Below are 24,365 nucleotides of genomic sequence, written 5' to 3'. Positions count from 1 at the left end.
CCGCCGCGCCATGCGCTACCGGGTCTGCGCTATCGGGTCTGCGCTATCGGGTCTGCGTTACCCAGTATTGTCTAGCGACATAGTTCGGAACTTCATTCCGAGCTGTCGGACCATCCCGACCACGGAGCTCTACGTGACCGACTCGACCCCCCTGCACCTCTCCGTCGCATTGGAAGGGGCGGGCTGGCACCCCGCCGCGTGGCGCGAGCCCGACGCACGTCCGAGCGAGCTGTTCACCGCCGCGTATTGGACTGACCTCGTCCACGAGGCCGAGCGCGGCCTGCTGGACTTCGTCACGATCGAGGACGGCCTGAACCTGCAGTCCGACGATCTATTCGAGCCCGATGAGCGCACCGACCGGGTCCGCGGCCGGCTGGACGCCGTGCTCGTCGCCGCGCGGGTCGCGCCCACCACCCGGCACATCGGGTTCCTGCCGACCGCGGTCGTCACGCACACCGAGCCGTTCCACCTGTCGAAGGCCATCGCCACCCTCGACTACGTCAGCGGCGGACGCGCCGGCGTCCGGGTGCAGGTCGCGGCCCGCACGGACGCCGCCGCCCATTTCGGCCGCCGCGAGCAGCCGCGACTGAGCCTCGAGCGGCTCGACGACCCGGCGGCGCAGCAGTGGATCGTCGACCACTTCGACGAGGCGGCGGACTACGTCGAGGTGCTTCGTCGACTGTGGGACAGCTGGGAGGACGACGCCGAGATCCGCGACATCGCGACCGGACGGTTCGTCGACCGAAACAAGCTGCACTACATCGACTTCGACGGGCGCTGGTTCTCCGTCAAAGGCCCGTCGATCACGCCGCGACCGCCGCAGGGCCAGCCGGTCGTGGGCGCCCTGGGCCACGCCGCGGTGCCATACCGGCTCATCGGCCGCTCTGCGGACGTCGGCTTCATCACGCCGCACGACGCCGCCCAGGCCGCTGACATCCTGGCGCAGATCCGCGCCGAGCAGCAGGCCGCCGGCCGTGCGGCAGACACCGTGCATGTGTTCGGGGACCTCGTGGTCTTTCTCGATGAGAACGAGCAGGCAGCTCGCGGCCGACGCGAGCGCCTGGACGAGGCGGCCGGCGAGCCCTACGTCAGCGACGCGGAGATCTTCACCGGTTCGCCGGCCCAGCTGGCCGATCTGCTGGCCGATTGGCACGCGGCCGGGCTGACCGGCTTCCGGCTCCGGCCGGGCGCCCTGCCGCACGACCTCGCCCAGATCACCCGTGCGTTGGTTCCCGAGCTGCAGCGCCGCGGGCTGTTCCGCACCGCATATCCCACCGGCGGCGACGCTGGCACGCTGCGCGGTGTCCTCGGCCTGCCGCGGCCGGCCAACCGCTACGCCGCCGCCTGACGAGCCGCCTGGACCGGGCGGGCCGCCTGACCGGGCAGCCAGCTGCTGGCGCGGACCACTCGTGATCAACCGACTTCATTCGGCCTGACCCGACGCGTCAGGTTGGCGTGATCTTTGCCTAGTACGACTATAGGCATAGACACCATGCCGATTTGGCGCCTAGACTCCCGGCTGGTCAGGGTCTCGACGACGAACCCGGACGGATGACCGTCGGTTGAAGGGGGCGAAAGTGCAGTTGAACATCAGCCGCGTCATCGCCGCCTCGGGACGCCCGTCGACGGTCGCGCTCGTGTGCCGGCGGCACATCGACCTGCAGCGCGTCAGCGGCGCGCTCTGTCGCCCGCGCGCCTAGTCACGATTCCGGCGGTCTCGCCGCATTCGCCGACCACGCTGAGGCAGCGCGGGGAGTAGCCCAGCGCTGCTCGGGCGGCGGGCGCTTGCAGTCCACCTTTTCCAGTCCCATCGCGCTCGTCTTGAAGGAGTAGTCCTGTGTCAGTCCTCGTGTCCGATCTGACCGAGCTCATCGGCGACACCCCGCTTCTCGAGCTTCGCCGTTACGGGGCGAACCGACGCCTCGGCGCGCGCTTGCTCGCGAAGTTGGAACTTCAGAACCCGGTCGGCTCGGTCAAGGACCGCATCGCCTGGGCCATGATTCGAGACGCCGAGGAGCGCGGCGCCCTCGCGCCCGGCGGCACCATCGTCGACCTCACCAGCGGCAACACCGGTATCGCCCTCGCCGCGATCGCCGCGGCCCGTGGCTACGAGTCGATCTTCTACGCCGGCGACAACATCAGCCCGGACAAGGTCGCGCTGCTGCGCGCCTTCGGGTCCACGATCGTCGAGGTCCCGAACACCTTCTTCCTCGACCCGGACGCGCTGGTGCTGCTGCGCGAACGCGCTCAGAAGGAGCACCCCGAGGCCTACTTCACCGACCAGCTCGGCAATCCGGCGAACCCGCGCTACCACTACGACACGACCGGCCCCGAGATCTGGAATGCGACCAGCGGCGCCGTGGACATCCTGGTGGGCGGCGTCGGCACCGGCGGCACTTTGTCCGGCGCGGGTCGCTACCTGAAAGAGCGCAAACCTGAGCTGCGCGTCGTGGTGGCGGAGCCCGGGCTCGGATCGGTCCCGACCGAGGAGAACCCCTATCCCAAAGAGATCGACGGGGTGCACAAGATCACCGAAGCCGAGCCGCAGCAGATTCCCGACAACTTCGACCAGTCCATCGCCGACGAGTTCATCGCCCTGGAGACGCCCGACGCGTTTGCGACGTCGCGGGCGTTGGCGCGCGAGGAGGGTCTGCTTGCGGGAACTTCAGCCGGGGCGAACATCTTCGTCGCCACGCAGCTGGCCCGCCGCCCGGAGAACGAGGGCAAGACGATCGTGGCGATCATCTGCGACTCGGCTGAGCGCTACCTGTCGGCGGGAATCTTCGAAGAACCGGTCGGCTGATGGGCGGTGAGCAACCGCTCGATCGCCCCGGTTGGCTCGAACTCGCCCGCGAGGACGTCCGGACGGCGCTGCAGCGCGACCCGGCCGCCACCTCGGTGGCGGTGGTCGCACTGTCCTATCCCGGCGTCCATGCGCTGTGGCAGCACCGGTGGGCGAGCTGGCTCTGGAAGCGGGGCCGGCGCACGACCGCGCGACTGTTGTCGCAGGCCGCCCGTCGCCGCACCGGCATCGAGATCCATCCAGCGGCTGTCATCGGCCGCCGGTGCTTCATCGACCACGGGATGGGGGTGGTCATCGGCGAGACGGCGGTGGTCGGCGACGACGTGCTGCTCTACCACGGCGTCACGCTGGGCGGCACCTCGCTGCGTCCCGGCAAGCGGCACCCGACCGTGGGCGACCGGGTGGTGATCGGCGCCGGCGCGAAGGTGCTCGGCCCGGTGACGATCGGGAACGACGCCCGCATCGGCGCGAACTCGGTGGTCACCAAAGACATCGCGGCCGGGGCCACCGTCACCGGGGTCCCAGCCGACCCGCGCGGGCCGTACCGGACGCAGCGGATCGGCGTGCCGCACCTGCCCGTCCCCGGCGCCATACACGTTCGGGACGAGCCGAACGGCCTGCGCTGGCCGACGAGATTGCCATAGCTCATGAACCAACCACTTGCGATCGAGCCCGGGCCGCCCGCCGGCCGTCCGGACGTCTCGGTGCTCGACAACGCCGCCTGGCACGCCCTGCGCGGGGCGCACGAGCGGCTGGCCGAGGTGCACGGCAGGGCACGCCGCTACCGTTCCGAGTTCGCGCGCTACAGCGCCCTGTCCGACGAACGGGACGAGCAGGCGTGGCGCGATCTTGCCCGCCTCGCCGGCCCGGGCGCCGAGGTGGTGCTCACCGGCGCGCCGGTCGAGCCGCCCGCGGACTGGATCGTCGTCAAGGTCGGGCACGCGGTGCAGATGGCGGCAGAGGGGGTCGACGATGCGCCGGACGACGAAGCGTCGGTGCTGGGCCCCGCGGACGTGCCGCAGATCGTCGAGCTGATCGAGCGCACCCGGCCCGGGCCGTGGCGCCCGCGCACCATCCAGATGGGGACCTATCTCGGCATCCGTCATCGGGGCCGGCTGATCGCGATGGCCGGCGAGCGGGTCCACCCACCGGGCTGGACTGAGGTCAGCGCGGTGTGCACCGATGTCGGGTACCGCGGTCGGGGACTGGCGAGTCGGCTGGTGCGGGCGGTCGTGCACAACATCCGCAACCGCGGCGAGGAAGCGTTCCTGCACGCAGCGGCCACGAACACCAACGCCATCCGGCTCTACGACGAGCTCGGCTTTCGGCTCCGCCGCGAGACGGTGTTCGCCCAGTTGCTCGCGCCCGGGGCCTGAGCGGCGAGGTGACGGCGAACGGTAAAGGCTAAATCTCACAATATCTATCGAGATGATAGAAATACTAGATAAATAGCGCCGCGCTCTTTACGATTCGGCGCGCAGCAGGCCGCATCTGCCCATGAGGCAGCCACCACAGAAGACACAGACAGGACGCACGAGCCATGAGCAACAACATCCCGCCGGAGCCGCACGACAGCGGCGCGACACCGGCGAACCAGCCCGCGCCGGTCGACGCCAACGTCGACCTCGACGCGACCACCGGCGTCTCCCGCCGCCGCCTGCTGACCCTCGGCGCCGTCGGCGCTGGCGTCGCCGCGGCGGCCGGGCTGGGCAGCTGGGCGTTCCTCAGCAGCGACGACAAGGACAGCACCAAGGCCGCCGGCCTCACGGTCACCAAGTCGTGGGCCGATCGCGAGCTCGCGATCACCACTCCCACGGGCGTGTGCGAGGCGCCGCTGATCGTGGCCTACGAAAAGGGCTTCTTCAAGAAGGCGGGCCTCAATGTCGTGCTGAAAAAGACTGGCAACGACGAGGACGTCACCGCTGCGGTCGGCTCGGGCAAGTACGTCGCCACCAACGGCATCTTCTTCAACTTCCTCGGCCCGATCTACAACGGCACCCCGGTGAAGTTGTCCGGCGGCCTGCACCACGGCTGCCTCGACCTCTACGTGCGCAACGACGGCTCGGTGCCCACCGTCGCCTCCCTCAAGGGCAAGCGGATCGGCGTCAGCGACCTGCAGGGCTCGGCGACCAACTTCTTCTCCCTCGACCTGCTCGACGCGGGCATCAACTCCAGCCCGGCGGCCAAGCAGGTCGAGTGGGTGGTGATCGAGCAGGACCTGCTGCCCAAGGCGCTCAAGGACAAGAAGGTCGACGCCATCGCCACGGCCGGCGGCTTCCTGCCGATCATCCAGGGCGTCAAGGACGGCTGGGCGAAGGAGATCGACAACAACCGCAACATCAGCCGCAACGCGTCCTACCCGTGCTGCGCGGTGGCCCTGAACGACACCTTCGTGAGCCAGGACCCGGTGACCGCGGCCAAGTTGGTGACCGCGTGGGCCGAGGGCTCGCGGTGGGCGGGGGCGAATCTCGAGGCGACCGCTCGGCTCGAGTCGGTGAAGAAGTTCATCCCGGACACCCCGGAGAACATCCTCCCGGTGCTCAAGACCCTCACCTTCGACCCCTCGCCCAAGAACCTGCAAAAGGTGCTGGAGCCAGGGATCGCGAAGTTCATCAACACCGGCTTCCTGCCAAAGAAGACCGACCCCAAGGCGCTGGCCTCAGAGGTCTTCGTCAATCTCGGTCTCAACTTCTAGGAACAGCATGACGATCACCACCACCCCCGTCGTCCCGGCCTCCACCGAGGCCGGGACGACCCGGTTCGGCGAGACGACCGTTCAGGGGCCGGCACGCATCCACGCCGCCCTGAACAAGGTCACCCACCCAGTGCGGGTCGACCCGATCCTCGTCGGCGCCGGCATCCTGAGCTGGATCGCCTTCGCCGTCATCACCAAAACGGTGAGCGACAGCAGCCGATTGCCGCTGCGCGACCTCACCGCCGTTCGCAGCACCACCACCTTCACCGCGGTCGTCGGCGTGGTCGTGGCCGCGATCTGGGTGGTGCTCTGGGGCCTGACCGCCGTGCCCGGGCGCGTCGGCGCCCGGGCGGCCCGGCGCGTGTCGCACGGCGCAGCGTGGCTGCTGGGCGCGGGCGTGTGGGCGCTGTTCTGGGAGATCTCGACGGCCAAGACCGACGTGCTCGAGACGCCGTACTTCACCGCGCCGCAGGAGATCTTCAGCCGGCTCTGGACCTACAAGGGGATCCTGGCCGAGAGCCTGGGCAACTCACTCCAGCTGCTCGCGGCCGGCTTCGCCGTCGGCCTGCTGGCCGGATTGGTGACCGGGCTGGCCATCGGTTGGTGGCAGGCGGCGAACTACTGGGTGCACCCGATCCTGATGTTCCTCGGCCCGGTGCCGACGCTGGCCTGGGTGCCGATCATCTTCGTGCTGTTCCCGAGCACGTACGCCGGCGCGGTGTTCCTCATCGCGGTCAGCGTCTGGTTCCCGATCACCGTGCTGACCCGCGCCGGCATCGTGAGCGTGCCGCGCTCGTACTTCGACGTCGCCCAGACGCTCGGGGCGAAGAGCTGGTTTCTCGTGCTCCGGGTCAGCCTGCCGGCCGCGCTGCCGAGCATCTTCACCGGCGCGTTCATGGCGCTCGGGTCGTCGTTCGTGAGCCTGACGGTGGCTGAGAACTTCGGCGTCAACTCCGGCCTCGGCTGGTACCTGAACTGGCAGAAGGGTTGGGGCGACTTCCCGGCGATGTACGCCGGCATCGTCGTGCTGGTAGGCGTGTGTGGAGTGCTGCTGACGCTGCTGTTCCGGCTGCGCACCTGGGTGTTGCGCTGGGAGAAGGAGCTGACCCGATGGTGAGGACGGCCGGAGCGGCCATCGAGATCCGCAACGTGACCCAGGCGTTTCGCAGCGGCGGCGACGACCTGCCGGTGCTCGACAACGTGTCGCTCTCGGTCGCCCCGGGCGAGCTCGTGGCGCTCGTCGGGCCGAGCGGCTCGGGCAAGTCGACGTTGATCCGGCTGCTCGCCGGGCTCGACCAGCCGCTGTTCGGGTCGGTGTCGGTCGACGGCAAGGTGGTCAAGTCGCCGGACCCGAGCCGCTCGCTCGTGTTCCAGGACCCGACCCTGCTGCCGTGGCGGACCGTGCGCGGCAACGTGGCGATCGGCCCGCAGGCGCGGGGCGTGGCGAACCGGTCGAAGCAGCGCATCGACGAGGCGCTGGAGCTGGTCGGGCTGACCGACTTCGCCGACGCGTGGCCCGCCCAGCTGTCCGGCGGCATGGCCCAGCGCGCCGCCCTCGCCCGGGCGCTGGTGAACGACCCGCCGGTGCTGCTGCTCGACGAGCCGCTGGGCAAGCTCGACTCCCTCACCCGTCGGGTGCTGCAGGGGGAGCTGTTGCGCCTGTGGCAGGAGCGCGGCTTCACCGCCGTGCTCATCACCCACGATGTCACCGAGGCGCTCGTCCTGGCAGATCGGCTGGTTGTGCTGTCACCGCGTCCGGCGCGGATCCGCGAGGTGGTCGAGATCGGCCTCGCCCGCCCGCGCGACCAGTCGTCGCCGGAGTTCGTCCAGCTGCGTGCGCGGATCCTGGCCCTGCTCGACGAGGAGGCCACCACGCCGCCCGACGAGCTCGAAGACGTCCACTGACCATCTCATCCCCAACAAATCGGAACATCCTCATGCCAAAGATCATCAAGACCATCGTCGTCGCGCTCTCGGCCGCCGCGCTCGCGTTCGCGCTGGCCGGGCCGGCCAGCGCCCACGTGACCGTGTCGTCGAACACGACGGCCCCGGGCGCCGAAGCCACCCTGACCTTCAAGGTGCCCTCCGAGTCCGACACGGCGAGCACCATCGGGCTCACCGTCAATCTGCCGATCCGTGACCCGTTCACCTCGGTGCAAACCGAGGCGACGCCCGGTTGGGCGGTGCAGACATACACCAGCAAACTGGCCAAGCCGTTGAAGGACGACGACGGCAACACCATTTCCTCGGCCGTCACCAAGGTGGTTTGGACGGCGACGAGCGGCGGAATCAAGCCGGAGCAGTTCGGCACGTTCGCGCTGTCGGTCGGGCCCCTGCCGACCACCGGCACGCTGTACCTGCCGGCCGAGCAGCACTACTCCGACGGGACGAACGTCAACTGGGTCCAGCAGGCGCAGGGCACGGCCGAGCCCGAGCACCCGGCGCCGAGCGTCGTCGTCACGCCGGCCGCCGCCGCGGCGACCTCGTCCGGCGAGTCGGATGACGGCACGGCCATCGGGCTGGGCGTGGCCGGCATCGTGCTGGCGCTGCTCGCGGGCGCCGTCGGCGGCGCGGCCTTCAGCCGATCCCGGCGCCGGCCGGCCCCGGCGCCCCGAAGCGGTGCGGACCTGACGCACGCGGGAGTGTGAGCGGGCCGTCGGGGCGACGGGGGCTCGTCGCGCTCGGCGTCTTCCTAGTCGCGTTGACCTGGTCGGTCGTCGCTGCAGCGCCCGCGTCGGCGCACGCGTACGTCGTCGCCACCACGCCCTCCAACGGCGCCGAGGTGAAGACGGCGCCGACCCAGATCCGGGTGACCTTCGACGAGGCGGTCACGCTGCCCTCGGCGACGCACTCCGGCAGCGTGATCGACTCGGCCGGCAAGAGCGTCGACAACGGCTCGGTGCGCTTGGTCGACGGCCGGCGCACGCTCGTCATCGGCGTCCGGGTCGGCCTGCCGAAGGGCTCCTACATCGCGAGCTGGTCGGTGATCTCCGCGGACACCCATCCGGTGGGCGGGTCGCTCCAGTTCGGCTACGGCGTGCCGGCCATCGCGATCTCCGGGCCGGCCCCGAAGCAGCCGAGCAGCGGGCTGGAACTCGTCGTGGGGTTCGTCAAGGGACTGCTCTACCTGGGCCTGATCATCGCGCTGGGCCTCGTGCCGGCCGCGCTCGTGCTGGGCGCCGACGCCGGCGAGCGCCGCACCCTGTGGCGCGTCGCCCGAGCCGGGGCCGTGCTCGCGATCCTCGCCTCGCTCGCCCAGATCGTGGCGCAGTACCTCTGGGACGCCTCCGCCGTGCCCGGCGGGGCCACCTGGAGCGGCCTGCGCGCCTTCGCGGGCTCCGACTACTCCGCGGCGGTCTTCGTGCGTCTCGGCCTGCTCGTGGTCGCGCTCGCGGCGCTGGCGCCGCTGCGCGTCGTCGCCCGCGGGGGCTGGCGGCTGGCAGCCTGGGGAACCCTCGACGCGCTGCTCGCCCTCGCGGTGCTCGGCAGCGTCGTCCACAACGGCCACGGCGGCACCGGCGCCTGGTGGCGTTTCGTCTCGACGCTGGTCCACGTGTCGGCGGTGGTGGCCTGGCTCGGCGGCCTGGCCGTGCTCGGCTGGCTGTTCCTGCGTCGACGGGTGCCCGAGCACCGGCTGCGCCGCCTGCCGTCGTGGTCGCGGTACGCCGCTGTCAGCGTCGCCCTGCTCGTGCTCAGCGGAGTGCTCCAGGCGCTGGTCCAGGTGCGCTACCCCGGCGCCCTCGTCGACACGACCTACGGCTTCATCCTGATCGTCAAGGTGGCGCTCGTGGCAGGCGCGCTGCTGCTGGGCCTGTTCGGCAACCGCTGGATCCGGCGCCAGCTCGCGTTGGCCGACACGCGCGGCGACGCGGCCGGCGCCGAGCCCGGGCAGACCGCCCGCCTGCGCACCCGGGTGCGGGCCGAGGCCGGCGTCGGCGCGGTGATCGTGATCGTCTCTGGCGTGTTGTCCTCGGTGGTCCCGGCCGAAACGGCCTACGCGCCGGCGCGCGTCATGCACGCCGCGATCGGCCCGTACGAGGTCACGATCCGGGTGGCGCCGGCGCGGCGCGGGCCGGAGAGCTTCCGGATCACCGCGGCGGCCACGGCCGATTCGGCGCCGCTGCCCCAGTCGATCCAGCTCGACATCGGGCAGCGGGGTGGTTCGGTGCAGGCGCTGCCGGTCAGCTTCCCCTACCGCCTGCCCGGCGCGATCGACGCGGGCCGGGCCGACTCGGTGACCTTCGTGAGCCCGTCGGTCAACGTGCCCGGCGCGGGCACCTGGACTGGCACGCTCACGGTCGTCACCGGCCCGACCGAGCAGTACGCCGACGACTTCGACTACCAGGTTCTGTGAGCGGTGCGCGCGGTCGTCGAGCGCCGGTCGGACGAGGAGATCACATGGCGAGGTACGAATCCGTGCTCGACTGGGTCGGCGGCACTCCGCTGGTGCGCCTCACCCGAGCCGCCGAGGGGCTGCGGCCGCGGGTCTACGTCAAGCCGGAGTGGCAGAACCCCGGTGGCAGCGTGAAGGACCGCGCCGCGCTGTCGATGCTGCGTCGGGCCGAGGCCGACGGTTCGCTGCGCCCCGGCGGCACCGTCGTCGAGGTGACCAGCGGCAACACCGGTATCGGGTTCGCGCTGATCGCCGCGCATCTGGGGTACCGGTCGGTGATCTTCACCAGCTCGATGATCGCGCAGGAGAAGCGCTCGCAAATCGCCGCGTACGGAACCGAGCTACGGCTGGTCGACACCTTCGTGCCCAAGTACCACCCGGACAGCTTGCGCTCGCAGGCCGAGCGTTTCGTGACCGAGACGCCAGGCGCCTGGCTGGCCTCGCAGTACGACAACCCGGGCAACGCGGAGGCGCACTACACGAGCACCGGCCCCGAGATCTGGCAGGACACCGACGGCCGGGTCACCCACTTCGTCGCCACGGTCGGCACCGGCGGCACGATCTCGGGCGCCGGGCGCTATCTCAAGGAGGTCAGCGACGGCCGCGTGCGGGTCATCGGCGCCGACCCGATCACCTCGTCCTACGTCGGCGGCGACGGCAGCCAGAAGTACATCGAGGGCGCCGGTCACTTCGTGCATCCCGAGGCCACCGTGGACGAATGGCCGAAGGCGCTCGACCTCGAGGTCATCGACGACTACGTCGCCGTCGACGACCAGCGCGCGATCGACGCGGTTCGCCGGCTCGCCCGCACCGACGGGATCCTCGCCGGCGGGTCGTCCGGGGTGGCGATCGTGGCCGCCCTGGAGACAGCGACGGACCTCACCGAGGACGACACGGTGGTCGTGCTGCTGCCCGACTCCGGCCGGACGTATCTGTCGACCTACTTCAACGACAGATGGCTGGTGAGCACCGGGTTCACCGGGTCGGCGACGGATTTCGACGCGCCCACCGTCGGCGAGCGTGCGGCCGCGGCGCGGTTGGTCGAACGGGACGAGCCGCTCGCCGCCGCGGTGCGGCGGCTGGCCGCCGAGGACGTCGGCGACGACGTCGTGGTCCTTGTGGTGCATCGGCGCGAGCACCGTGTCCTGGCGCCGCACCCCTCCGACGTCGTCGGCTGGACGACGCCGGCTCGGCTGCGCGTCGCCGCGACGGTGGCCGGATCGGTGCAGCCGGCGGGGCCGCGGCTCGGCACCGGGATCGGGCTCGCCGACCCCGCCGTGACCGGTTGGGACCCGGCCGACGGCGAAGTCGCCCTCGTGCTCGACGGCGGCCGGGTGGTCGCGACGCTGACCTGGGCCGCGGTCAATCTCGAACCGGCGGCCGCCGGGGCCGCGGAGGTCGCGCGATGAGCGTCACCCGGCGCAGCGCGCTCGTCGGGGCCTGCGCGTGCGGCCTGCTCACCGCCTGCGGCGGGGGCGGCGGCGCAGGGGGCACGAAGCCCGCAAGCGGCACGCAATCGGCGGCAGCCGACGGCGGCACGCGATCGGCGGCAGCCAAGGGGCCGCTGGCGGTGCCGATCAGTTCGATCCCGGTGGGCGGCTCGATCGTCGTGCACGTGGACGTGATCTATCCGGTCGCGGTGGCTCGGCCGACCAGCACCACGTACGCCGCGCACACCGCCATCTGCACCCACCAGGGCTGCACGGTGGCGCCCGGCAAGGGCGTCGAATTGGACTGCCCGTGCCACGGGTCACGCTTCGACGCGGCCACCGGCCGGGTGCTCGCCGGCCCGGCGACCCGGCCGCTGCGAGCCTGGCCGTTCACGGTGCACGGCGAGGTCCTGACGCTGCACGCGCACGAGGACAGCGCCGACACCAGCAGCTCCGGTGGCGGCTCGGTGGGCGAGTGAGCCGGTCGCGGCGATCAGTCGCGGGGGCGGTGCGCGTCCCACCGGTCCCAGTGAACGACCTGCTCGAGCGGCTGTCGCTTGGGCTGGGCCCACCGCCCGCGGGCCGGGTAGCCGAGCGGGATCAGCGCCATCGTCAACGCGCTCTCGGGCAGCCCGAGCAGCTCACGCACCGCCTCCTCGTGGCTGACGTGGAACGAGGTCAGGGTGCTGCCGATGCCGTACGCGCGGGCGGCCAGCTGCAATTGCTGCACCGCGCCGTAGATCGAGGCGCCGAGACGAGGGTCCGTGGAGCCGGCGGCGTCGCGCAGCACCGGAATCACCCAGACGGGCGCCTCGTGGAGATGCTCGGCCAGGTGCTCGGTGGCCCGATACGCCGCTGCGCCGAGCCCGACGTCCCGGGCCGGCGCGTTCTGCAGCTCCGCCCGCCGCACGCCATAGGCGCGCTGCCAGCCCTCTCGGTACCAGGCCGCGATGCGGCCCTTGACCGTCGGGTCGGTGACGACGACCCAGCCCCACGCCTGGCGGTTGCCGCCGGACGGGCCGCGCACGGCGGCGTCGAGGATCGACCACAGCACGTCGTCCGCAATCGGCCGCGCCGACAGGTACCGCCGGGCCGGGGTCGAATGCAGGGCCTCGAGGACGGACAACCGGTCGGGGTCCGACGGTCCGGTCGACGGCAACGGCATAGCGCCAGACAATACCTACAGGCAAACTAGGAAGACATGGACGGATCACGACTGCTGCTCGGGGTGGCGCTGCCCGCCGCCGACCCGGATGCGATCACCGCTCACGTGCAGGCCGCCGAACGCAGCGGGCTCAACTTCGTGCTCTTCGACGACCCCCTCGGCGCGCCCGGCGTTTCGACGACGCCCGTCCTGCTCGACCCGATCGAGGCCGCGTCGTACGCGAGCGCCCGCACGCGCGAGATCGGCCTGCTCGCCACCGCCAGCGCCACGCACGCCGAGCCGTACCACCTGTCGAACCGGTTCGCCAGCCTCGACTGGGGCAGCTCCGGCCGCGCCGGCTGGGTGGTGACGGTGGACGCCTCGCCGGCCCGGGCCGCCGCCTACTCGGCGTCGCCGCCCGCCGCCGACCAGGCGGTGCGCGAGGCCGACGCCGTCGTCGACGCCGCTCGCCGCCTCTGGGACTCCTGGGAAGACGGCGCGCTGATCGCCGACTCCGCCAGCGGGCGATTCCTCGACAGCGACCGGCTGCACTACGTGGACGTGCGCAACGAGTTCTTCGCCGTCCGAGGGCCCGCCCTGATGCCGCGCCCGGTGCAGGGCCAGGTCGTCGTCCTGGCCCGCGCAGCCGACACGCTCACCGGCGCCGACGTCACCCTCGTCGACGCAACCACGCCCGTCGACGCCACGACCCCCGCCGACCTGGCCACCGCCGCCAATCAGGCGCGAACCGCCGGCGCGCACCGGGTGTTCGCCGAGATCCGCACCGCTCCCGGCGCCGACCTGCTCGTGCTGCTGCGTCGATCGAGCAGGCACGTCGACGGGGTTCTGCTGCACCCGGGCGACGAGCGCGACGCGGCAACCGAGCTGCTGCGCGATCTCGGCGCCCTCATCCCGGCGCTGGTCGACGACGGGCTGCTCGCACCGCCTCGAGCCGGACAGACGCTGCGCGACCAGCTCGGCCTGTCCCGTCCCGCGAACCGCTACGCCACCGACCGCGATCTCGCCGAGCCGCGCGAGGAGGCCCGGTGGTGACCATCGACTACCGCCGGCCCGATGCCCAGCTGCACCTGAACGGCTTCTTCCCGTTCGGCCCGAACTACGTGTGGGACGACATGGACCGGCCCGAGGCCTACTACGAGTTCGACGGCTTCGTGCGGCTCGCGCAGGCGGCCGAGCGCGGACTGTTCACCGCGATCTTCCTCGGCGACAGCCAGCGGTTGCGCGAACATCTCGGCAAGATCACCGACACCGCGGTCACCGGCCGTCCCGATCAGCTCGTGCTGTTCGCCCATCTGGCGGCGGTCACCGAACGCATCGGGTTCGTCGCGACCCTGAACACCACCTACAGCGATCCGGTGGACCTGGCCCGTCGCATCGCCACCGTCGAGGCGTTGAGCCGCGGGCGGGTCGGCTGGAACGTGGTCACCACCGACAACGCGTGGACCGGTGAGAACTTCCGGCGCGGCGCGTACCTGGATCACTCGCAGCGTTACCGGCACGCGCTCGAGCACCTGCGCATCGCGCAGCGCCTGTGGGAGCAGGAAACGGTCGACGCGCACGGCGAGTTCTACGACGTGCGGGCGCGGCCGTCGGTCGGGCGCAGCGCGCAGGGCCAGCCCGTGCTGTTCCAGGCCGGCGAGTCGGGCGAGGGGCGCGATTTCGCCGCGCGGCACGCCGAGGCGATCTTCTCCCGCTACCTCGACTTCGACGCCGCGCTGGCATTCGCCGACGACATCGCTGACCGGGTCGAGGCGGCCGGGCGGCCGCGCGATGACATCCGAATCATCCCGGCCGCCCGGATCACGCTCGGCGACACGGCGGCGGAGGCGGAGGAGAGGGCCGCCTGGTTCGGCCGCCGCGTCTGGACGCCGCGGCGCGTCCTCGCCGTGCTCGAGAGCGTCTGGGGCTGCGACCTGTCGGCGTACGACGTCGACGGGCCGTTGCCCGACCTCGACCCGGTCGACCCGGAGCAGACCAAGACGCACGGCGTGGTGAACAGCCGTGATCAACCGCTGCGCACGGCGGCGGCGTGGCGCACGCTCAGCGCCGAGCGCGGGTTCACGATCCGGCAGCTGGTGGCTCACCTCAACCGCGGCATCGAGTTCGTCGGCACGCCGGCGTCGGTCGCCGACGAACTCGCCCATTACGTCCGCGCCGGCGCGATCGACGGGCTGAACCTGGTGCCCAACTCGGTGCCGACCGGGTTCGACGAGGTCGTCGACCGGCTCGTCCCGGCGCTGCAGGAGCGGGGCGTCTACCCGGATGAGTACCCCGGCGCCACCCTGCGGCAGAACCTGGGACTGCGTCCGCCGGTGGCGTATCGCACCGATCGAGCCGTGCCGGCCTGATATTCTCGTGCCGCGTCACGAGCGCCAGCGTCAAGCCCCGGTTTGCTGGCCGGCAACCCTCCTCCGCGGTGGGGTGCCCCGGGTGAAGACGCGGCCCACCCGAATCCGGGCAGGGCAAGCGCGGACCCGCGTCGCTCGGGTCCCCGAGCACGCCGGAGCCGTCATGACCGTTCTCTCCATCGCCGCCGACCCGCGAACCGACGTCGGCGCCAGCCCGCTCGCCGATGTCGGCGTGAGTCCGCTCGCTGACGTCGTCGGCGCCGATCTGCAGGCGCCGCTGGTCACCGGCGGCCACGCGCGGTACGTCAATCTCGACTACGCGGCGAGCGCGCCCGCGCTGCGCTCGGTCGCCGACCGGGTCAGCGCGCTGCTGCCGCTCTACTCCAGCGTGCACCGCGGGGCCGGCTACGCGTCCGCGGTGAGCACCGCCGCCTACGAGGCCGCGCGGGCCGAGATCGCCCGTTTCGTCGGGGCGCGTGCCGACGACGTCGTGATCGTCACTCGCAACACCACCGACGCGCTCAACCTGTTGGCGACCGCCGCGCCGGGGCCGGTGGTCCATCTGGACATCGAGCACCACGCCAACCTGCTGCCCTGGCGGGCGCGCGGCGGCCGGATCGTCAGCGCCCGGTCCGAGCTGGCCGACATCGTCGCCGCCGTCGAGGATGAGCTCGCCCGCGAACCGGCCGCGCTGCTCGCCGTCACCGGCGCGTCCAATGTCACCGGCGAGTGCCTGCCGCTGCGTCGACTGGCCGAGGTGGCCCATCGGCACGGCGCCCGCATCGCGGTCGACGGGGCCCAGCTCGTGCCGCATCGGCGGGTCGACGTGGCCGCCACCGGCATCGACTATCTCGCGTTCTCCGGCCACAAGCTCTACGCGCCGTTCGGCGCCGGCGTGCTCGTGGGCCGGCGCGACTGGCTCGACGTCGCGCCGCCGTACCTCGCCGGCGGGGGAGCGGTGCGCCGGGTGCGGCTGGACGCGACCAGTTGGGCCGACTGCCCGGCCCGGCACGAGGCCGGGACCCCCAACGTGGTGGGCGCGGTCGCGCTGGCCGCCGCCTGCCGCGCCGTGGCCGAGCTGCCCGAGCAGGCCGTGGCCGACCACGAAAGCGCGCTGCTCGCGCGCCTCGACGAGGGGCTCGCGGGCGTCGACGGGGTCCGGCCGCTGCGACTCTGGCCCGAGGCGGAGCGCATCGGCGTGGTCACCTTCGTGGTCGACGACGTGCCAGCCGAACTCGTGGCCCAGTACCTGTCGGCCGAGCACGGCATCGGCGTGCGCGACGGCCGATTCTGCGCCCACCCGCTGCTGGACCGGCTGCACCCGGCCGGCGCCGCGGTGCGCGCGAGCCTCGGCCTGGGCAGCCGGCGCGAGGACGTCGACCGGCTGACCGCGGCGCTGACGGCACTGCGGCGGACCGGGCCGCGCTGGAGCTACGCCTCGCGTGAGGGCGACTACCTGCCGACGCCCGATCCTCGTCCGCTGCCGGCGTGGGCCGCCGCCGAGGCGCTGCCGACGGCAGGGCCGTGCCACTTGTCACAAGCTCTGTAGGCAAGATGGACAAGTGCTGAACGGGCCGATGACGGATGTCGAGCTGAGCGAGGATCGATGACGACTGGATCCGACACCGAAGAACGAGGCGGCAGCTCGGCGTCGTCGGCGTCACACCCGCTGGACAACCCCGCGTACGCCGCGCTCACCGGCCCGCACGCGCACCTGGCGGAGCGCCGCGGGAACGTGCTGCGCTACCCGGCCGACGTCTCGCCGTTCGTCGCCTTGCCGGCGGCGCCCACCGAGCAGGACTGGGCCGACATCGCCGCCCTGACCGGCCCCGGCGGCCTCGTGCCGTTGGCGGGCGTCACGGCGCCGGCGCCGGCCGGGTGGGAGACCGTGCTCGACCTGCCCGGCGTCCAACTCGTCGACGACGGGGTGGCCGTCGCCCCGGACCCTGAGGCGGTGCGCCTCACCGCCGCCGACGTGCCCGAGATGCTCGCGCTGGTCGAACGCACCAGGCCGGGCCCCTTCCATCCGCGCACCATCGAGCTCGGCGCCTATCTCGGCATCCGCGACCACGGCGAGCTGGTGGCGATGGCCGGCGAACGCCTGCACCCGCCTGGCTGGACCGAGATCAGCGCCGTCTGCACCGACGTCGCGCACCGCGGGCGCGGACTGGCCACCCGGCTCGTGCTCGCCGTCGCGCTCGGCATTCGGGCCCGCGGCGAGACCCCCTTCATGCACGCGGCCGCCAGCAACACGAACGCGATCCGGCTCTACGAGTCGCTCGGCTTCAGACTGCGCCGCCGGGTCACCTTCGCGGCCACCCGGGTGCCCGAATGACGTCGCCGGGACGGACGCCGGTGGACGGAGCCGTGGACAAAGCCGTGGCCGAGGTCGTGGCCCTGGCCAGCGCGCTGATCGCCATCGACACGACCAACACCGGTGATCGACAGGCGCCCGGCCGCGAGCGCGTCGCCGCCGAGTACGTCGCCGAGCAGCTCGCCGACGTCGGTTACGAGGTGTCCTACGTCGAGTCGGGCGCGCCCGGCCGCGGCAACGTCGTCGCCCGGCTGCCCGGCGCCGACCCCGCACGAGGCGCCCTGCTGGTGCACGGTCACCTCGATGTCGTCCCGGCCGACGCCGCGGACTGGACGGTGCACCCGTTCTCCGGCGAGGTGCGCGACGGCTACGTGTGGGGCCGCGGCGCGGTCGACATGAAGCACATGGTCGCCATGACGCTGGCCGTGGCGCGAGCGTTCAAGCGAGCCGGCATCACCCCGGCTCGAGATCTCATCTTCGCCTTCGTCTCGGACGAGGAGGCCGGCGGCTTCCTCGGCGCCCGCTGGCTCGTCGACCACCGCCCGGAACTGTTCGACGGGGCCACCGAGGCGATCAGCGAGGTCGGCGGCTTCTCGGTCACGCTCGCCGACGGCGTGCGCGCCTACCTGGTCGAGACGGCCGAGAAGGGCGTCATGTGGCTGCGGCTGAAGGTGCAGGGCACCGCCGGGCACGGCTCGATGCTGCACACCGACAACCCGGTCGCCAAGCTCGCGCTCGCGATCGCCCGCCTCGAACAGCACGAGTTCCCGCTCGTGCTCAGCGCTCCGGTGCGCGAGTTCCTGCACGGCGTCGGCGAGCTGACCGGCGTGCCCTTCGACGAGCGCCGACCCGAGGAGGCCGTCGCCCGCCTCGGCAATCTCTCCCGCATGATCGGCGCGACCCTGCGGGACACCGCGAACGTCACCATGTTTCAGGCCGGCTACAAGGCGAACGTCGTCCCGTCCACCGCCACCGCCAGTGTCGACGGGCGGATGCTGCCCGGCCGCGAGGCCCAGTTCGAGGCCGACCTCGCGCGGATCCTCGGGCCGGACGTCGAGATGGACTGGGACAGCCTGCCGCCGGTGCAGACCACCTTCGACGGCGCGCTGGTCGATGCCATGACGGCCGCGATCGCCGCCGAGGACCCGGGCGCGCGACTGCTGCCCTACATGCTTTCGGCCGGCACGGATGCGAAGTCGTTCGCCCGGCTGGGCATCCGCAACTTCGGGTTCGCCCCGCTGCGGCTGACCCCCGAGCTGGATTTCACCGCCCTGTTCCACGGCGTCGACGAACGCGTGCCCGTGGCCGCTCTCGAGTTCGGCGTCCGGGTGTTATTCCGGTTGCTTCTCGACTGCTGATGGTCGCCGACGAGGAGGTCACGATGACGACAGACCGGGAGGCGGGCGCATGAGCAGCCTGCCGATCACCGATCAGGAGCGCGCGGCCATCGAGGAGCTGGTGCGCTTCCCGCTTCTGGGGGCCATCACCGGCCGCCGGTCGCGGCGCTTCCCGGTCGGCGGCCGCATCTCGACCGGCGAGCTCGCCTACACCAGCAGCAAGCCGGCGCAGCCGCTCAGCGAACTGGAGCGCGCGCTCGTGCTGGCCACCGTGACCGGCGTGACGGGCTGGCATTTCGGCATCTCCCACCACCCCGGTTACGCGCCGGCGCTGCCGAACTACCCGGGCACGGCCGCCGGGCGGACCTTCCCGTCGGCCGCCGGGTTTCACACCACCGACTTCTTCTTCACCGACGACTCGGGCACCTACTTCCTGTCCAGCCGCGACGCGACTCCCGACGACGGCGCGGCCGACGACATCGACGCGTGGCTGAGCGCCACCGTCTCCCGCTACCGCAAGCTCTCGGACGACCGGATCTGGCTGCCGCGCGAGGAGCCGTACCTCGAGGGCCACAACACCTGGATCGCGAACCATCCCGGGTCGCTGCTGGTCATCCCGGTCGCCGACCTCGCCCAGCACCTGATCGCCAACCTGGCGTTCTTCCTGCAGAACGGCTACGGCATCCACGACGACGTCAACGACCGTCCGGTTCCGGGTGCCGACGACTCGTCGTTGCGGCACGCCGGCGAGCCGTTCCCGCTGTCCTTCGTCGAGCAGTACACGCTGGCCGAAGCCAGCGCCGAGCTGATCACCGGTGTCTACAACGGGCACCTGCTGCTCGGCGCGCTCGGTCTCGGCGGGTGGACCTTCGACGGCATCGACCGGCTGTCGATCCTCGGCGCCTCTGGTGACGCAGACGTGCCCGGCCTGGGCTTCCACGTGCAGACCGACGACCGCTGGCCGCTGCCGAACCCCACCGGTCTGCCCGGCGTCTTCGAGACCTTGTCGCGGCCGCACGTGCGCGACGCCGCGGACGCGGTGGAGAAGTTCGCCCAACGCAAGTTCGGCCCTGGCGGCCCGTTCGACCCCGCGACGTCCGGCCCGTGGCAGGACACCCCGCGGGTGCGCGGCTCGGCCGCCCCCTACGACGAGCGCTTCCGTCGCCTGCTCACCGAGCAGGTCCGCTACATCGACGACACCTTCGGCAAGCTGCCCGGCACCGTGCCGACCGTCCAAATCCTCAACTACCTGCAAGCCCAGCACATCGACACCGACTTCTACGACCGCCACTTCGCGCCCGGCGCCTACCTCGCCACGCACCGCGACCATCAGGCGACGTGGCACTGAGCTGCGCACCGGAGGTCCGCGCTTGTCGACCGCGCCTATAGACATGGACAGGATATGAGATTGCAAGCTAAACTTCGGCCAGTTATGAGCGTCAGCGACAGCGATGTCTGCCGTGCCGGAAACCTCGAGCCGCGTCCACGGGTCCGTGGCCCTCGAGGCTGGGTGAAAGGCCCGTCGATCACGCCGCGGCCGCCGCGGCGGCCGCCGGTCGTGGCTACGCTCCAGGCCTCGGCGCCGTACCAGCTCGCCGCCTGACCCACGGCCCGGACTAAGGACGATCACCGATGAGCAAGCCGATCAAGCAGATCCACCTCGCCGCGCACTTTCCCGGCGTCAACAACACCACCGTGTGGAGCGATCCGGCCGCGGGCAGCCACATCGAGTTCGAGTCGTTCCGGCGCTTCGCGCAGACCGCCGAACGCGGCAAGTTCGACTTCCTGTTCCTGGCCGAGGGGCTGCGGCTGCGCGAGCAGAACGGGCTGATCTACGACCTCGACGTGGTCGGCCGGCCGGACACGTTCACGGTGCTCGCCGCGCTGGCCGCCGTCACCGACAAGCTCGGCCTGACCGGCACCATCAACTCGACGTTCAACGAGCCGTACGAGGTGGCGCGCCAGTTCGCCTCGCTCGATCACCTGTCTGCCGGACGGGCCGCCTGGAACGTCGTGACGAGCTGGGACGCGTTCACCGGCGAGAACTTCCGCCGCGGCGGCTACCTCGCCCAGGCCGACCGCTACGAGCGGGCCCGGACGTTCCTGCGCACGACCTGGGAGCTGTTCGACTCGTGGCGCGGCGATGAGATCGTCGCCGACAAGGACACCGGGCAGTTCCTCGCCGACCCGCGACCTGGGTCGTTCGAGCACCACGACGCGTTCTTCGACATCGCCGGCAGCTTCAACGTCCCGCGCAGCCCGCAGGGCCGGCCGGTCATCTTCCAGGCGGGCGACTCCGACGAAGGCCGCGACTTCGCCGCCGCCAGCGCCGACGCGATCTTCGCCCGGCATTCCACCCTGGTAGAGGGTCAGGCCTTCTACGCCGACGTCAAGGGCCGGCTGGCGAAGTTCGGCCGCTCCCGGGACCAGCTGCTCGTCCTGCCGGCCGCCACTTTCGTGCTCGGCGACACCGACGAGGACGCCGTCGAGCTGGCCCGCGAGGTGCGCCTGGCACAGGTGTCGCCGCAGACGGCGACCAAGTTGCTCGAACAGCTCTGGAACACCGAACTGACCGACTTCGACGTCGACGGGCCGCTGCCCGGCTTCGACCCGGTGGTGAGCGACACGCTGATCTCTCAGGGCCGGGCGAGCGCCCGGATGTTCGCCAAGGACCCCGTCGCGTTGGCAAACGAATGGCGGGCGAAGGCCGAGGCCGGAGGTCTCTCGGCCCGTGAGGTGGTCGCTCAGGTCACCGGCCGCCAGTCCTTCATCGGCGCGCCAGCCACGGTGGCCGAGTCGATCAACCACCTGGTGCAGGAGGATGCCAGCGACGGCTTCATCCTCGTCCCGCACATCACCCCGGACGGGCTGGCCCCGTTCGTCGACCAGGTCGTGCCGCTCCTGCAGGAACGAGGCGTGTTCCGCGCCGACTACGCGGGCTCGACCTTGCGTGAGCATCTGGGCCTCGACCCGCTGCCGGCGCCCGCGGCGCACTCCACCGCGACCGACGCCACGGGCGTGCGGGTGGCGTCATGAGGTTCCTGACCATCACGCTGATCGTGCACGCCCCGGACCCGGTGACCGGCCGGCAGAAGTCCACCCACGAGCGGTTCCGGGAGGTGCTCGACAACGCGACGCTGTCGGAGGAGCTGGGCTTCGACGGGTTCGGGGTGGGCGAGCGGCACGAGCGGCCGTTCATCTCCTCCTCGCCGACGGTCGTGCTCAGCCACATCGCCGCGCTCACCTCGCGGATCCGCCTGTTCACGGCCGTCACCACGTTGAGCCTGCTGGACCCGGTCCGCGCCTTCGAGGACTATGCGACGCTCGACCATCTGGCCGGCGGCCGGCTCGAGCTGATCATCGGCAAGGGCAACGGCACCGCCCAGCGGGAGTTGTTCAACGTCACCCCCGACGATCAGTGGGACCGCAACGCCGAGTCCTATGAGGTGTTCCGGGAGTTGTGGAACGACAACAAGATCAGCTACGACACCAAGTTCCGGCCGCCGCTGCTCGACGCCGAGGTGTGGCCGCAGCCGTACCAGCGTCCGATCCGGGTCTGGCACGGCTCGGCGACCAGCAAGGAGTCCGTCGATCTCGCCGCCCGCTACGGCGACCCGTTGTTCTCGGCCAACGTCACCAACCCGATCGAGCCGTACGCCGAGCTGATCCGTCACTACCGCGAACGTTGGGCCCACTACGGGCACGACCCGGCTCTGGCTGTTGTCGGCGCGGGCTCGGCCGGTTACTACGCCGAGCGCAACTCCCAGGACGCCGTCAACGCCTACCGGCCGGTGTTCGACGGCCACCTGGCCTTCCAGCGACGGCTCGGCCTGGAACCGGTTTTCCCCACCCTGGAGGACTTCGTGGAGCGCAGCTCGGCGTTGATCGGCAGCCCCGCTCAGGTGATCGAGAAGGTGCACCGTTACCACGAGCAGTTCGGCCATTCGGTGCTGCATCTGCACGCTGACGCCAGCGGCCTGTCGGCCGCCCAGCACCGGGCCAGTCTGGAGCTGTTCCAGTCCGACATCGCCCCGACGTTGCGCCGCGACATTCCCGACCCGCCGTGGGCGTGGGGGCCGGCGCCGCTGGCCGACGACGACGCCGCCGTGTCGAGCTCCACCGAGAAGGACAGCCGATCATGAGTCGTACTCCGTTGGCGGTGCTGGACCTGGTCCCGATCTCGTCGGGCTCGAGCGCGTCGCAGGCGCTGCGCAACAGCATCGACCTCGCCCAGCAGACCGAGCGGCTGGGCTACGCCCGCTACTGGTTCGCCGAGCACCACCTCAATCCCGGCGTCGCGGGCACCTCGCCCGCGGTGGTGCTGGCGCTCACCGCAGCCGCCACTTCGACGATCCGCCTCGGCTCCGGCGCGGTGCAGATGGGCCACCGCACCGCGCTGTCGACGGTGGAGGAGTTCGGGCTGCTCGACGCGATGCACCCGGGCCGGTTCGATCTCGGGCTGGGCCGCTCCGGCGGCCGGCCGAAGGAGCCGAAGGAGCCCGCGCTGGTGGGCGGCGGGTCCGCGGTCGTGGACGGCCGGACGGCGAACGGGCTGCGCATCCCGCCGCGGTTCTCCGTCGCGCATCTGCTGAAGTCGCCGCGATTCGCGATGCAGAAGACGTTGCTGCAGCTGCCCGGCGCCGAATCGCAGGACTACACCGAGCAGGTCGCCGACGTCCTCGCGTTGATCGCCGGCGAGTACCGCTCGGCCGACGGCGAGCAGGCGCATGTCGTGCCGGGTGAGGGCGCGCAGCTGCAGATCTGGATCTTGGGCAGCAGCGGCGGCGAAAGCGCCGAGGTCGCCGGCGAGAACGGCCTCCGGTTCGCGGCGAACTATCACGTCAGCCCGGCGACCGTCCTCGAGGCCGCGCAGGGCTATCGCGCCGCCTTTCGGCCCTCGACCGATCTGGACCGCCCGCACCTGAGCGTCTCCGCCGACGTCGTGGTCGCCGAGACCGAGGCGGCCGCGCGCGAGTTGGCCACCGGGTACGGGCTGTGGGTGCGCAGCATCCGCAGCGCCGCGGGCGCGATCCAGTTCCCCACGCCGGACGAAGCCCGGCGGCACGTGTGGAGCGACGCCGACCGGGCGCTCGTGGCCGACCGGGTCGAGACCCAATTCGTCGGCTCCCCGCGCCAGGTCGCCGATCACCTCGAACGACTCCGCGACGCCACCGAAGCCGACGAGCTGCTCGTGACCACCATCACGCATGACCACGCCGACCGGGTGCGCTCCTATCAGCTGCTGGCGGACGAGTGGGCTCGACGATGACCGCGACCTCGCCGCAGCACTCCGGAAGCCACGGAGCAAGATGCACGGCATGACCGTCGCGATCCTGGTTGGCAACCCGAAGCCGCTGTCGCGGACCTTCCGCGCCGCCGAGCGCGTGGCCGAGCGGCTGACCGGCAGCCCGCCCGACCTCGCGATCGACCTGGCCGACTTCGGCCCCGCGCTGCTCGACTGGAAAGACCCCGTCGTGGCGCAGGCGGTGGCCGACGTCCAGGCGGTGGACTTGCTGGTCGTCGCCAGCCCCACCTACAAGGCCACCTACACCGGCTTGTTGAAGCTGTTCCTGGACCGGTTCGCGGCTGGTTCGCTGTCGCGGGTCACCGCCGTCGCGCTGATGTTGGGCGGCGATTGGCGCCACTCGCTCGCGCCCGAGGCGTTCCTCAAGCCGGTGCTCGCCGAACTCGGGGCCAGCAGCCCCACCCGCGGGCTGTTCCTGCTCGACGCGGAGGCCGAGACGGACTGGGCCGACTCCGCGGCGCTGGACGCGTGGCTGGAGCTGGCCCGCGCCCAGCTGCCGCCCGCCCTGCTCGCCGCTGGGGACCTGGCAGGTGCGACTTTGACGTCGCACCTCAGTCGGAGATGATGGCCCCGCG

Annotated in this window: 23 protein-coding genes and 1 riboswitch; of the genes, 22 read left to right on the top strand and 1 reads right to left on the bottom strand. The window is 71.6% G+C overall.

The genetic code is table 11. The features are described 5' to 3' along the window. Nucleotides 1-133 precede the first annotated feature (133 nt). The 12 genes from ACFFBG_RS05510 to ACFFBG_RS05455 all read left to right on the top strand — a co-directional run bounded on the left by ACFFBG_RS05510 (nucleotide 134) and on the right by ACFFBG_RS05455 (nucleotide 11,800). Entirely contained in the window at nucleotides 134-1,348 is a 1,215-nt protein-coding gene (locus ACFFBG_RS05510; RefSeq protein ID WP_375476471.1) for an LLM class flavin-dependent oxidoreductase, read from the top strand. Between the two features lie 229 nt (nucleotides 1,349-1,577). Beyond that, nucleotides 1,578-1,700, top strand: coding sequence for a putative leader peptide (locus tag ACFFBG_RS05505; protein WP_375476469.1), 123 nt, complete (start codon nucleotides 1,578-1,580; stop codon nucleotides 1,698-1,700). A 137-nt stretch (nucleotides 1,701-1,837) separates the two neighbouring features. After that, nucleotides 1,838-2,803: a PLP-dependent cysteine synthase family protein gene (locus tag ACFFBG_RS05500; RefSeq protein WP_375476467.1), complete on the top strand. Its 966-nt coding sequence runs from the start codon at nucleotides 1,838-1,840 to the stop codon at nucleotides 2,801-2,803. Then, nucleotides 2,803-3,447, top strand: coding sequence for a serine O-acetyltransferase (gene cysE, locus ACFFBG_RS05495; protein WP_375476465.1), 645 nt, complete (start codon nucleotides 2,803-2,805; stop codon nucleotides 3,445-3,447). The genes ACFFBG_RS05500 and cysE overlap by 1 nt, the downstream gene beginning before the upstream one ends. 3 nt (nucleotides 3,448-3,450) lie before the next feature. Continuing rightward, nucleotides 3,451-4,179 (top strand): GNAT family N-acetyltransferase, encoded by a 729-nt coding sequence (locus tag ACFFBG_RS05490; RefSeq protein ID WP_375476463.1) that lies wholly within the window; start codon nucleotides 3,451-3,453, stop codon nucleotides 4,177-4,179. A gap of 164 nt (nucleotides 4,180-4,343) precedes the next feature. After that, nucleotides 4,344-5,498 carry an ABC transporter substrate-binding protein gene (locus ACFFBG_RS05485; protein ID WP_375476461.1) on the top strand — a complete coding sequence of 385 codons (1,155 nt, stop codon included), beginning with the start codon at nucleotides 4,344-4,346 and terminating at the stop codon, nucleotides 5,496-5,498. A 7-nt stretch (nucleotides 5,499-5,505) separates the two neighbouring features. Next, the gene (locus ACFFBG_RS05480; protein WP_375476459.1) at nucleotides 5,506-6,615 is read left to right on the top strand and encodes an ABC transporter permease; all 1,110 of its coding nucleotides are present in this window, start codon (nucleotides 5,506-5,508) and stop codon (nucleotides 6,613-6,615) included. After that, complete coding sequence (locus tag ACFFBG_RS05475; RefSeq protein ID WP_375476457.1) at nucleotides 6,609-7,403, top strand: ABC transporter ATP-binding protein; 795 nt, start codon at nucleotides 6,609-6,611, stop codon at nucleotides 7,401-7,403. The genes ACFFBG_RS05480 and ACFFBG_RS05475 overlap by 7 nt, the downstream gene beginning before the upstream one ends. A gap of 32 nt (nucleotides 7,404-7,435) precedes the next feature. Continuing rightward, the gene (locus ACFFBG_RS05470) at nucleotides 7,436-8,146 is read left to right on the top strand and encodes a YcnI family protein (RefSeq protein WP_375476455.1); all 711 of its coding nucleotides are present in this window, start codon (nucleotides 7,436-7,438) and stop codon (nucleotides 8,144-8,146) included. After that, entirely contained in the window at nucleotides 8,143-9,852 is a 1,710-nt protein-coding gene (locus ACFFBG_RS05465) for a copper resistance CopC/CopD family protein (RefSeq protein WP_375476453.1), read from the top strand. Before ACFFBG_RS05470 ends, ACFFBG_RS05465 begins: the two co-directional genes overlap by 4 nt. A gap of 44 nt (nucleotides 9,853-9,896) precedes the next feature. Further along, nucleotides 9,897-11,300: a PLP-dependent cysteine synthase family protein gene (locus ACFFBG_RS05460; RefSeq protein WP_375476451.1), complete on the top strand. Its 1,404-nt coding sequence runs from the start codon at nucleotides 9,897-9,899 to the stop codon at nucleotides 11,298-11,300. Next, nucleotides 11,297-11,800 (top strand): ubiquinol-cytochrome c reductase iron-sulfur subunit, encoded by a 504-nt coding sequence (locus tag ACFFBG_RS05455; RefSeq protein WP_375476449.1) that lies wholly within the window; start codon nucleotides 11,297-11,299, stop codon nucleotides 11,798-11,800. The genes ACFFBG_RS05460 and ACFFBG_RS05455 overlap by 4 nt, the downstream gene beginning before the upstream one ends. A 14-nt stretch (nucleotides 11,801-11,814) precedes the next feature. Here ACFFBG_RS05455 and ACFFBG_RS05450 read toward each other — a convergent pair whose 3' ends face one another. Next, complete coding sequence (locus ACFFBG_RS05450) at nucleotides 11,815-12,486, bottom strand: nitroreductase family protein (protein ID WP_375476448.1); 672 nt, start codon at nucleotides 12,484-12,486, stop codon at nucleotides 11,815-11,817. 36 nt (nucleotides 12,487-12,522) lie between these two features. Here ACFFBG_RS05450 and ACFFBG_RS05445 point away from each other — a divergent pair, with 36 nt between their 5' ends. The 10 genes from ACFFBG_RS05445 (at nucleotide 12,523) to ACFFBG_RS05400 (ending at nucleotide 24,355) form a co-directional block, all read left to right on the top strand. Further along, nucleotides 12,523-13,518, top strand: coding sequence for an LLM class flavin-dependent oxidoreductase (locus ACFFBG_RS05445; RefSeq protein ID WP_375476446.1), 996 nt, complete (start codon nucleotides 12,523-12,525; stop codon nucleotides 13,516-13,518). After that, entirely contained in the window at nucleotides 13,512-14,834 is a 1,323-nt protein-coding gene (locus tag ACFFBG_RS05440) for an LLM class flavin-dependent oxidoreductase (RefSeq protein ID WP_375476444.1), read from the top strand. The genes ACFFBG_RS05445 and ACFFBG_RS05440 overlap by 7 nt, the downstream gene beginning before the upstream one ends. A 13-nt stretch (nucleotides 14,835-14,847) precedes the next feature. Continuing rightward, nucleotides 14,848-14,961, top strand: a riboswitch (SAM riboswitch). Nucleotides 14,962-14,997: 36 nt separating this feature from the next. Then, nucleotides 14,998-16,383 (top strand): aminotransferase class V-fold PLP-dependent enzyme, encoded by a 1,386-nt coding sequence (locus ACFFBG_RS05435; RefSeq protein ID WP_375476442.1) that lies wholly within the window; start codon nucleotides 14,998-15,000, stop codon nucleotides 16,381-16,383. Between the two features lie 57 nt (nucleotides 16,384-16,440). Then, nucleotides 16,441-17,169 (top strand): GNAT family N-acetyltransferase, encoded by a 729-nt coding sequence (locus ACFFBG_RS05430; protein WP_375476440.1) that lies wholly within the window; start codon nucleotides 16,441-16,443, stop codon nucleotides 17,167-17,169. 32 nt (nucleotides 17,170-17,201) lie between these two features. After that, complete coding sequence (locus ACFFBG_RS05425; protein ID WP_375476438.1) at nucleotides 17,202-18,506, top strand: M20/M25/M40 family metallo-hydrolase; 1,305 nt, start codon at nucleotides 17,202-17,204, stop codon at nucleotides 18,504-18,506. A gap of 49 nt (nucleotides 18,507-18,555) precedes the next feature. After that, nucleotides 18,556-19,833 carry a hypothetical protein gene (locus ACFFBG_RS05420; RefSeq protein WP_375476436.1) on the top strand — a complete coding sequence of 426 codons (1,278 nt, stop codon included), beginning with the start codon at nucleotides 18,556-18,558 and terminating at the stop codon, nucleotides 19,831-19,833. A gap of 284 nt (nucleotides 19,834-20,117) precedes the next feature. Beyond that, complete coding sequence (locus ACFFBG_RS05415) at nucleotides 20,118-21,521, top strand: NtaA/DmoA family FMN-dependent monooxygenase (protein ID WP_375476434.1); 1,404 nt, start codon at nucleotides 20,118-20,120, stop codon at nucleotides 21,519-21,521. Then, the gene (locus ACFFBG_RS05410) at nucleotides 21,518-22,627 is read left to right on the top strand and encodes an LLM class flavin-dependent oxidoreductase (RefSeq protein WP_375476432.1); all 1,110 of its coding nucleotides are present in this window, start codon (nucleotides 21,518-21,520) and stop codon (nucleotides 22,625-22,627) included. Before ACFFBG_RS05415 ends, ACFFBG_RS05410 begins: the two co-directional genes overlap by 4 nt. After that, on the top strand, nucleotides 22,624-23,754 hold the full coding sequence (locus ACFFBG_RS05405; RefSeq protein ID WP_375476430.1) for an LLM class flavin-dependent oxidoreductase: 1,131 nt from the start codon (nucleotides 22,624-22,626) through the stop codon (nucleotides 23,752-23,754). The genes ACFFBG_RS05410 and ACFFBG_RS05405 overlap by 4 nt, the downstream gene beginning before the upstream one ends. Nucleotides 23,755-23,803: 49 nt before the next feature. Continuing rightward, a complete protein-coding gene (locus ACFFBG_RS05400) occupies nucleotides 23,804-24,355 on the top strand; it encodes an NADPH-dependent FMN reductase (RefSeq protein ID WP_375476428.1) in 552 nt (183 codons plus the stop codon). The last annotated feature ends 10 nt before the right edge of the window (nucleotides 24,356-24,365 follow it).

Source organism: uncultured Jatrophihabitans sp., assembly GCF_964251945.1.
Classification (GTDB): Bacteria; Actinomycetota; Actinomycetes; order Mycobacteriales; family Jatrophihabitantaceae; genus Jatrophihabitans.
This window is presented reverse-complemented; position numbering and strand designations above follow the sequence as displayed.

Coding starts and splice junctions, on each gene's coding strand:
- cysE (WP_375476465.1), top strand. CDS start 2,803: ATGGGCGGTGAGCAACCGCTCGATCGCCCCGGTTGGCTCGAACTCGCC.
- ACFFBG_RS05490 (WP_375476463.1), top strand. CDS start 3,451: ATGAACCAACCACTTGCGATCGAGCCCGGGCCGCCCGCCGGCCGTCCG.
- ACFFBG_RS05485 (WP_375476461.1), top strand. CDS start 4,344: ATGAGCAACAACATCCCGCCGGAGCCGCACGACAGCGGCGCGACACCG.
- ACFFBG_RS05480 (WP_375476459.1), top strand. CDS start 5,506: ATGACGATCACCACCACCCCCGTCGTCCCGGCCTCCACCGAGGCCGGG.
- ACFFBG_RS05475 (WP_375476457.1), top strand. CDS start 6,609: ATGGTGAGGACGGCCGGAGCGGCCATCGAGATCCGCAACGTGACCCAG.
- ACFFBG_RS05470 (WP_375476455.1), top strand. CDS start 7,436: ATGCCAAAGATCATCAAGACCATCGTCGTCGCGCTCTCGGCCGCCGCG.
- ACFFBG_RS05460 (WP_375476451.1), top strand. CDS start 9,897: ATGGCGAGGTACGAATCCGTGCTCGACTGGGTCGGCGGCACTCCGCTG.
- ACFFBG_RS05455 (WP_375476449.1), top strand. CDS start 11,297: ATGAGCGTCACCCGGCGCAGCGCGCTCGTCGGGGCCTGCGCGTGCGGC.
- ACFFBG_RS05450 (WP_375476448.1), bottom strand. CDS start 12,486: ATGCCGTTGCCGTCGACCGGACCGTCGGACCCCGACCGGTTGTCCGTC.
- ACFFBG_RS05445 (WP_375476446.1), top strand. CDS start 12,523: ATGGACGGATCACGACTGCTGCTCGGGGTGGCGCTGCCCGCCGCCGAC.
- ACFFBG_RS05435 (WP_375476442.1), top strand. CDS start 14,998: ATGACCGTTCTCTCCATCGCCGCCGACCCGCGAACCGACGTCGGCGCC.
- ACFFBG_RS05430 (WP_375476440.1), top strand. CDS start 16,441: ATGACGACTGGATCCGACACCGAAGAACGAGGCGGCAGCTCGGCGTCG.
- ACFFBG_RS05420 (WP_375476436.1), top strand. CDS start 18,556: ATGAGCAGCCTGCCGATCACCGATCAGGAGCGCGCGGCCATCGAGGAG.
- ACFFBG_RS05415 (WP_375476434.1), top strand. CDS start 20,118: ATGAGCAAGCCGATCAAGCAGATCCACCTCGCCGCGCACTTTCCCGGC.
- ACFFBG_RS05410 (WP_375476432.1), top strand. CDS start 21,518: ATGAGGTTCCTGACCATCACGCTGATCGTGCACGCCCCGGACCCGGTG.
- ACFFBG_RS05405 (WP_375476430.1), top strand. CDS start 22,624: ATGAGTCGTACTCCGTTGGCGGTGCTGGACCTGGTCCCGATCTCGTCG.
- ACFFBG_RS05400 (WP_375476428.1), top strand. CDS start 23,804: ATGACCGTCGCGATCCTGGTTGGCAACCCGAAGCCGCTGTCGCGGACC.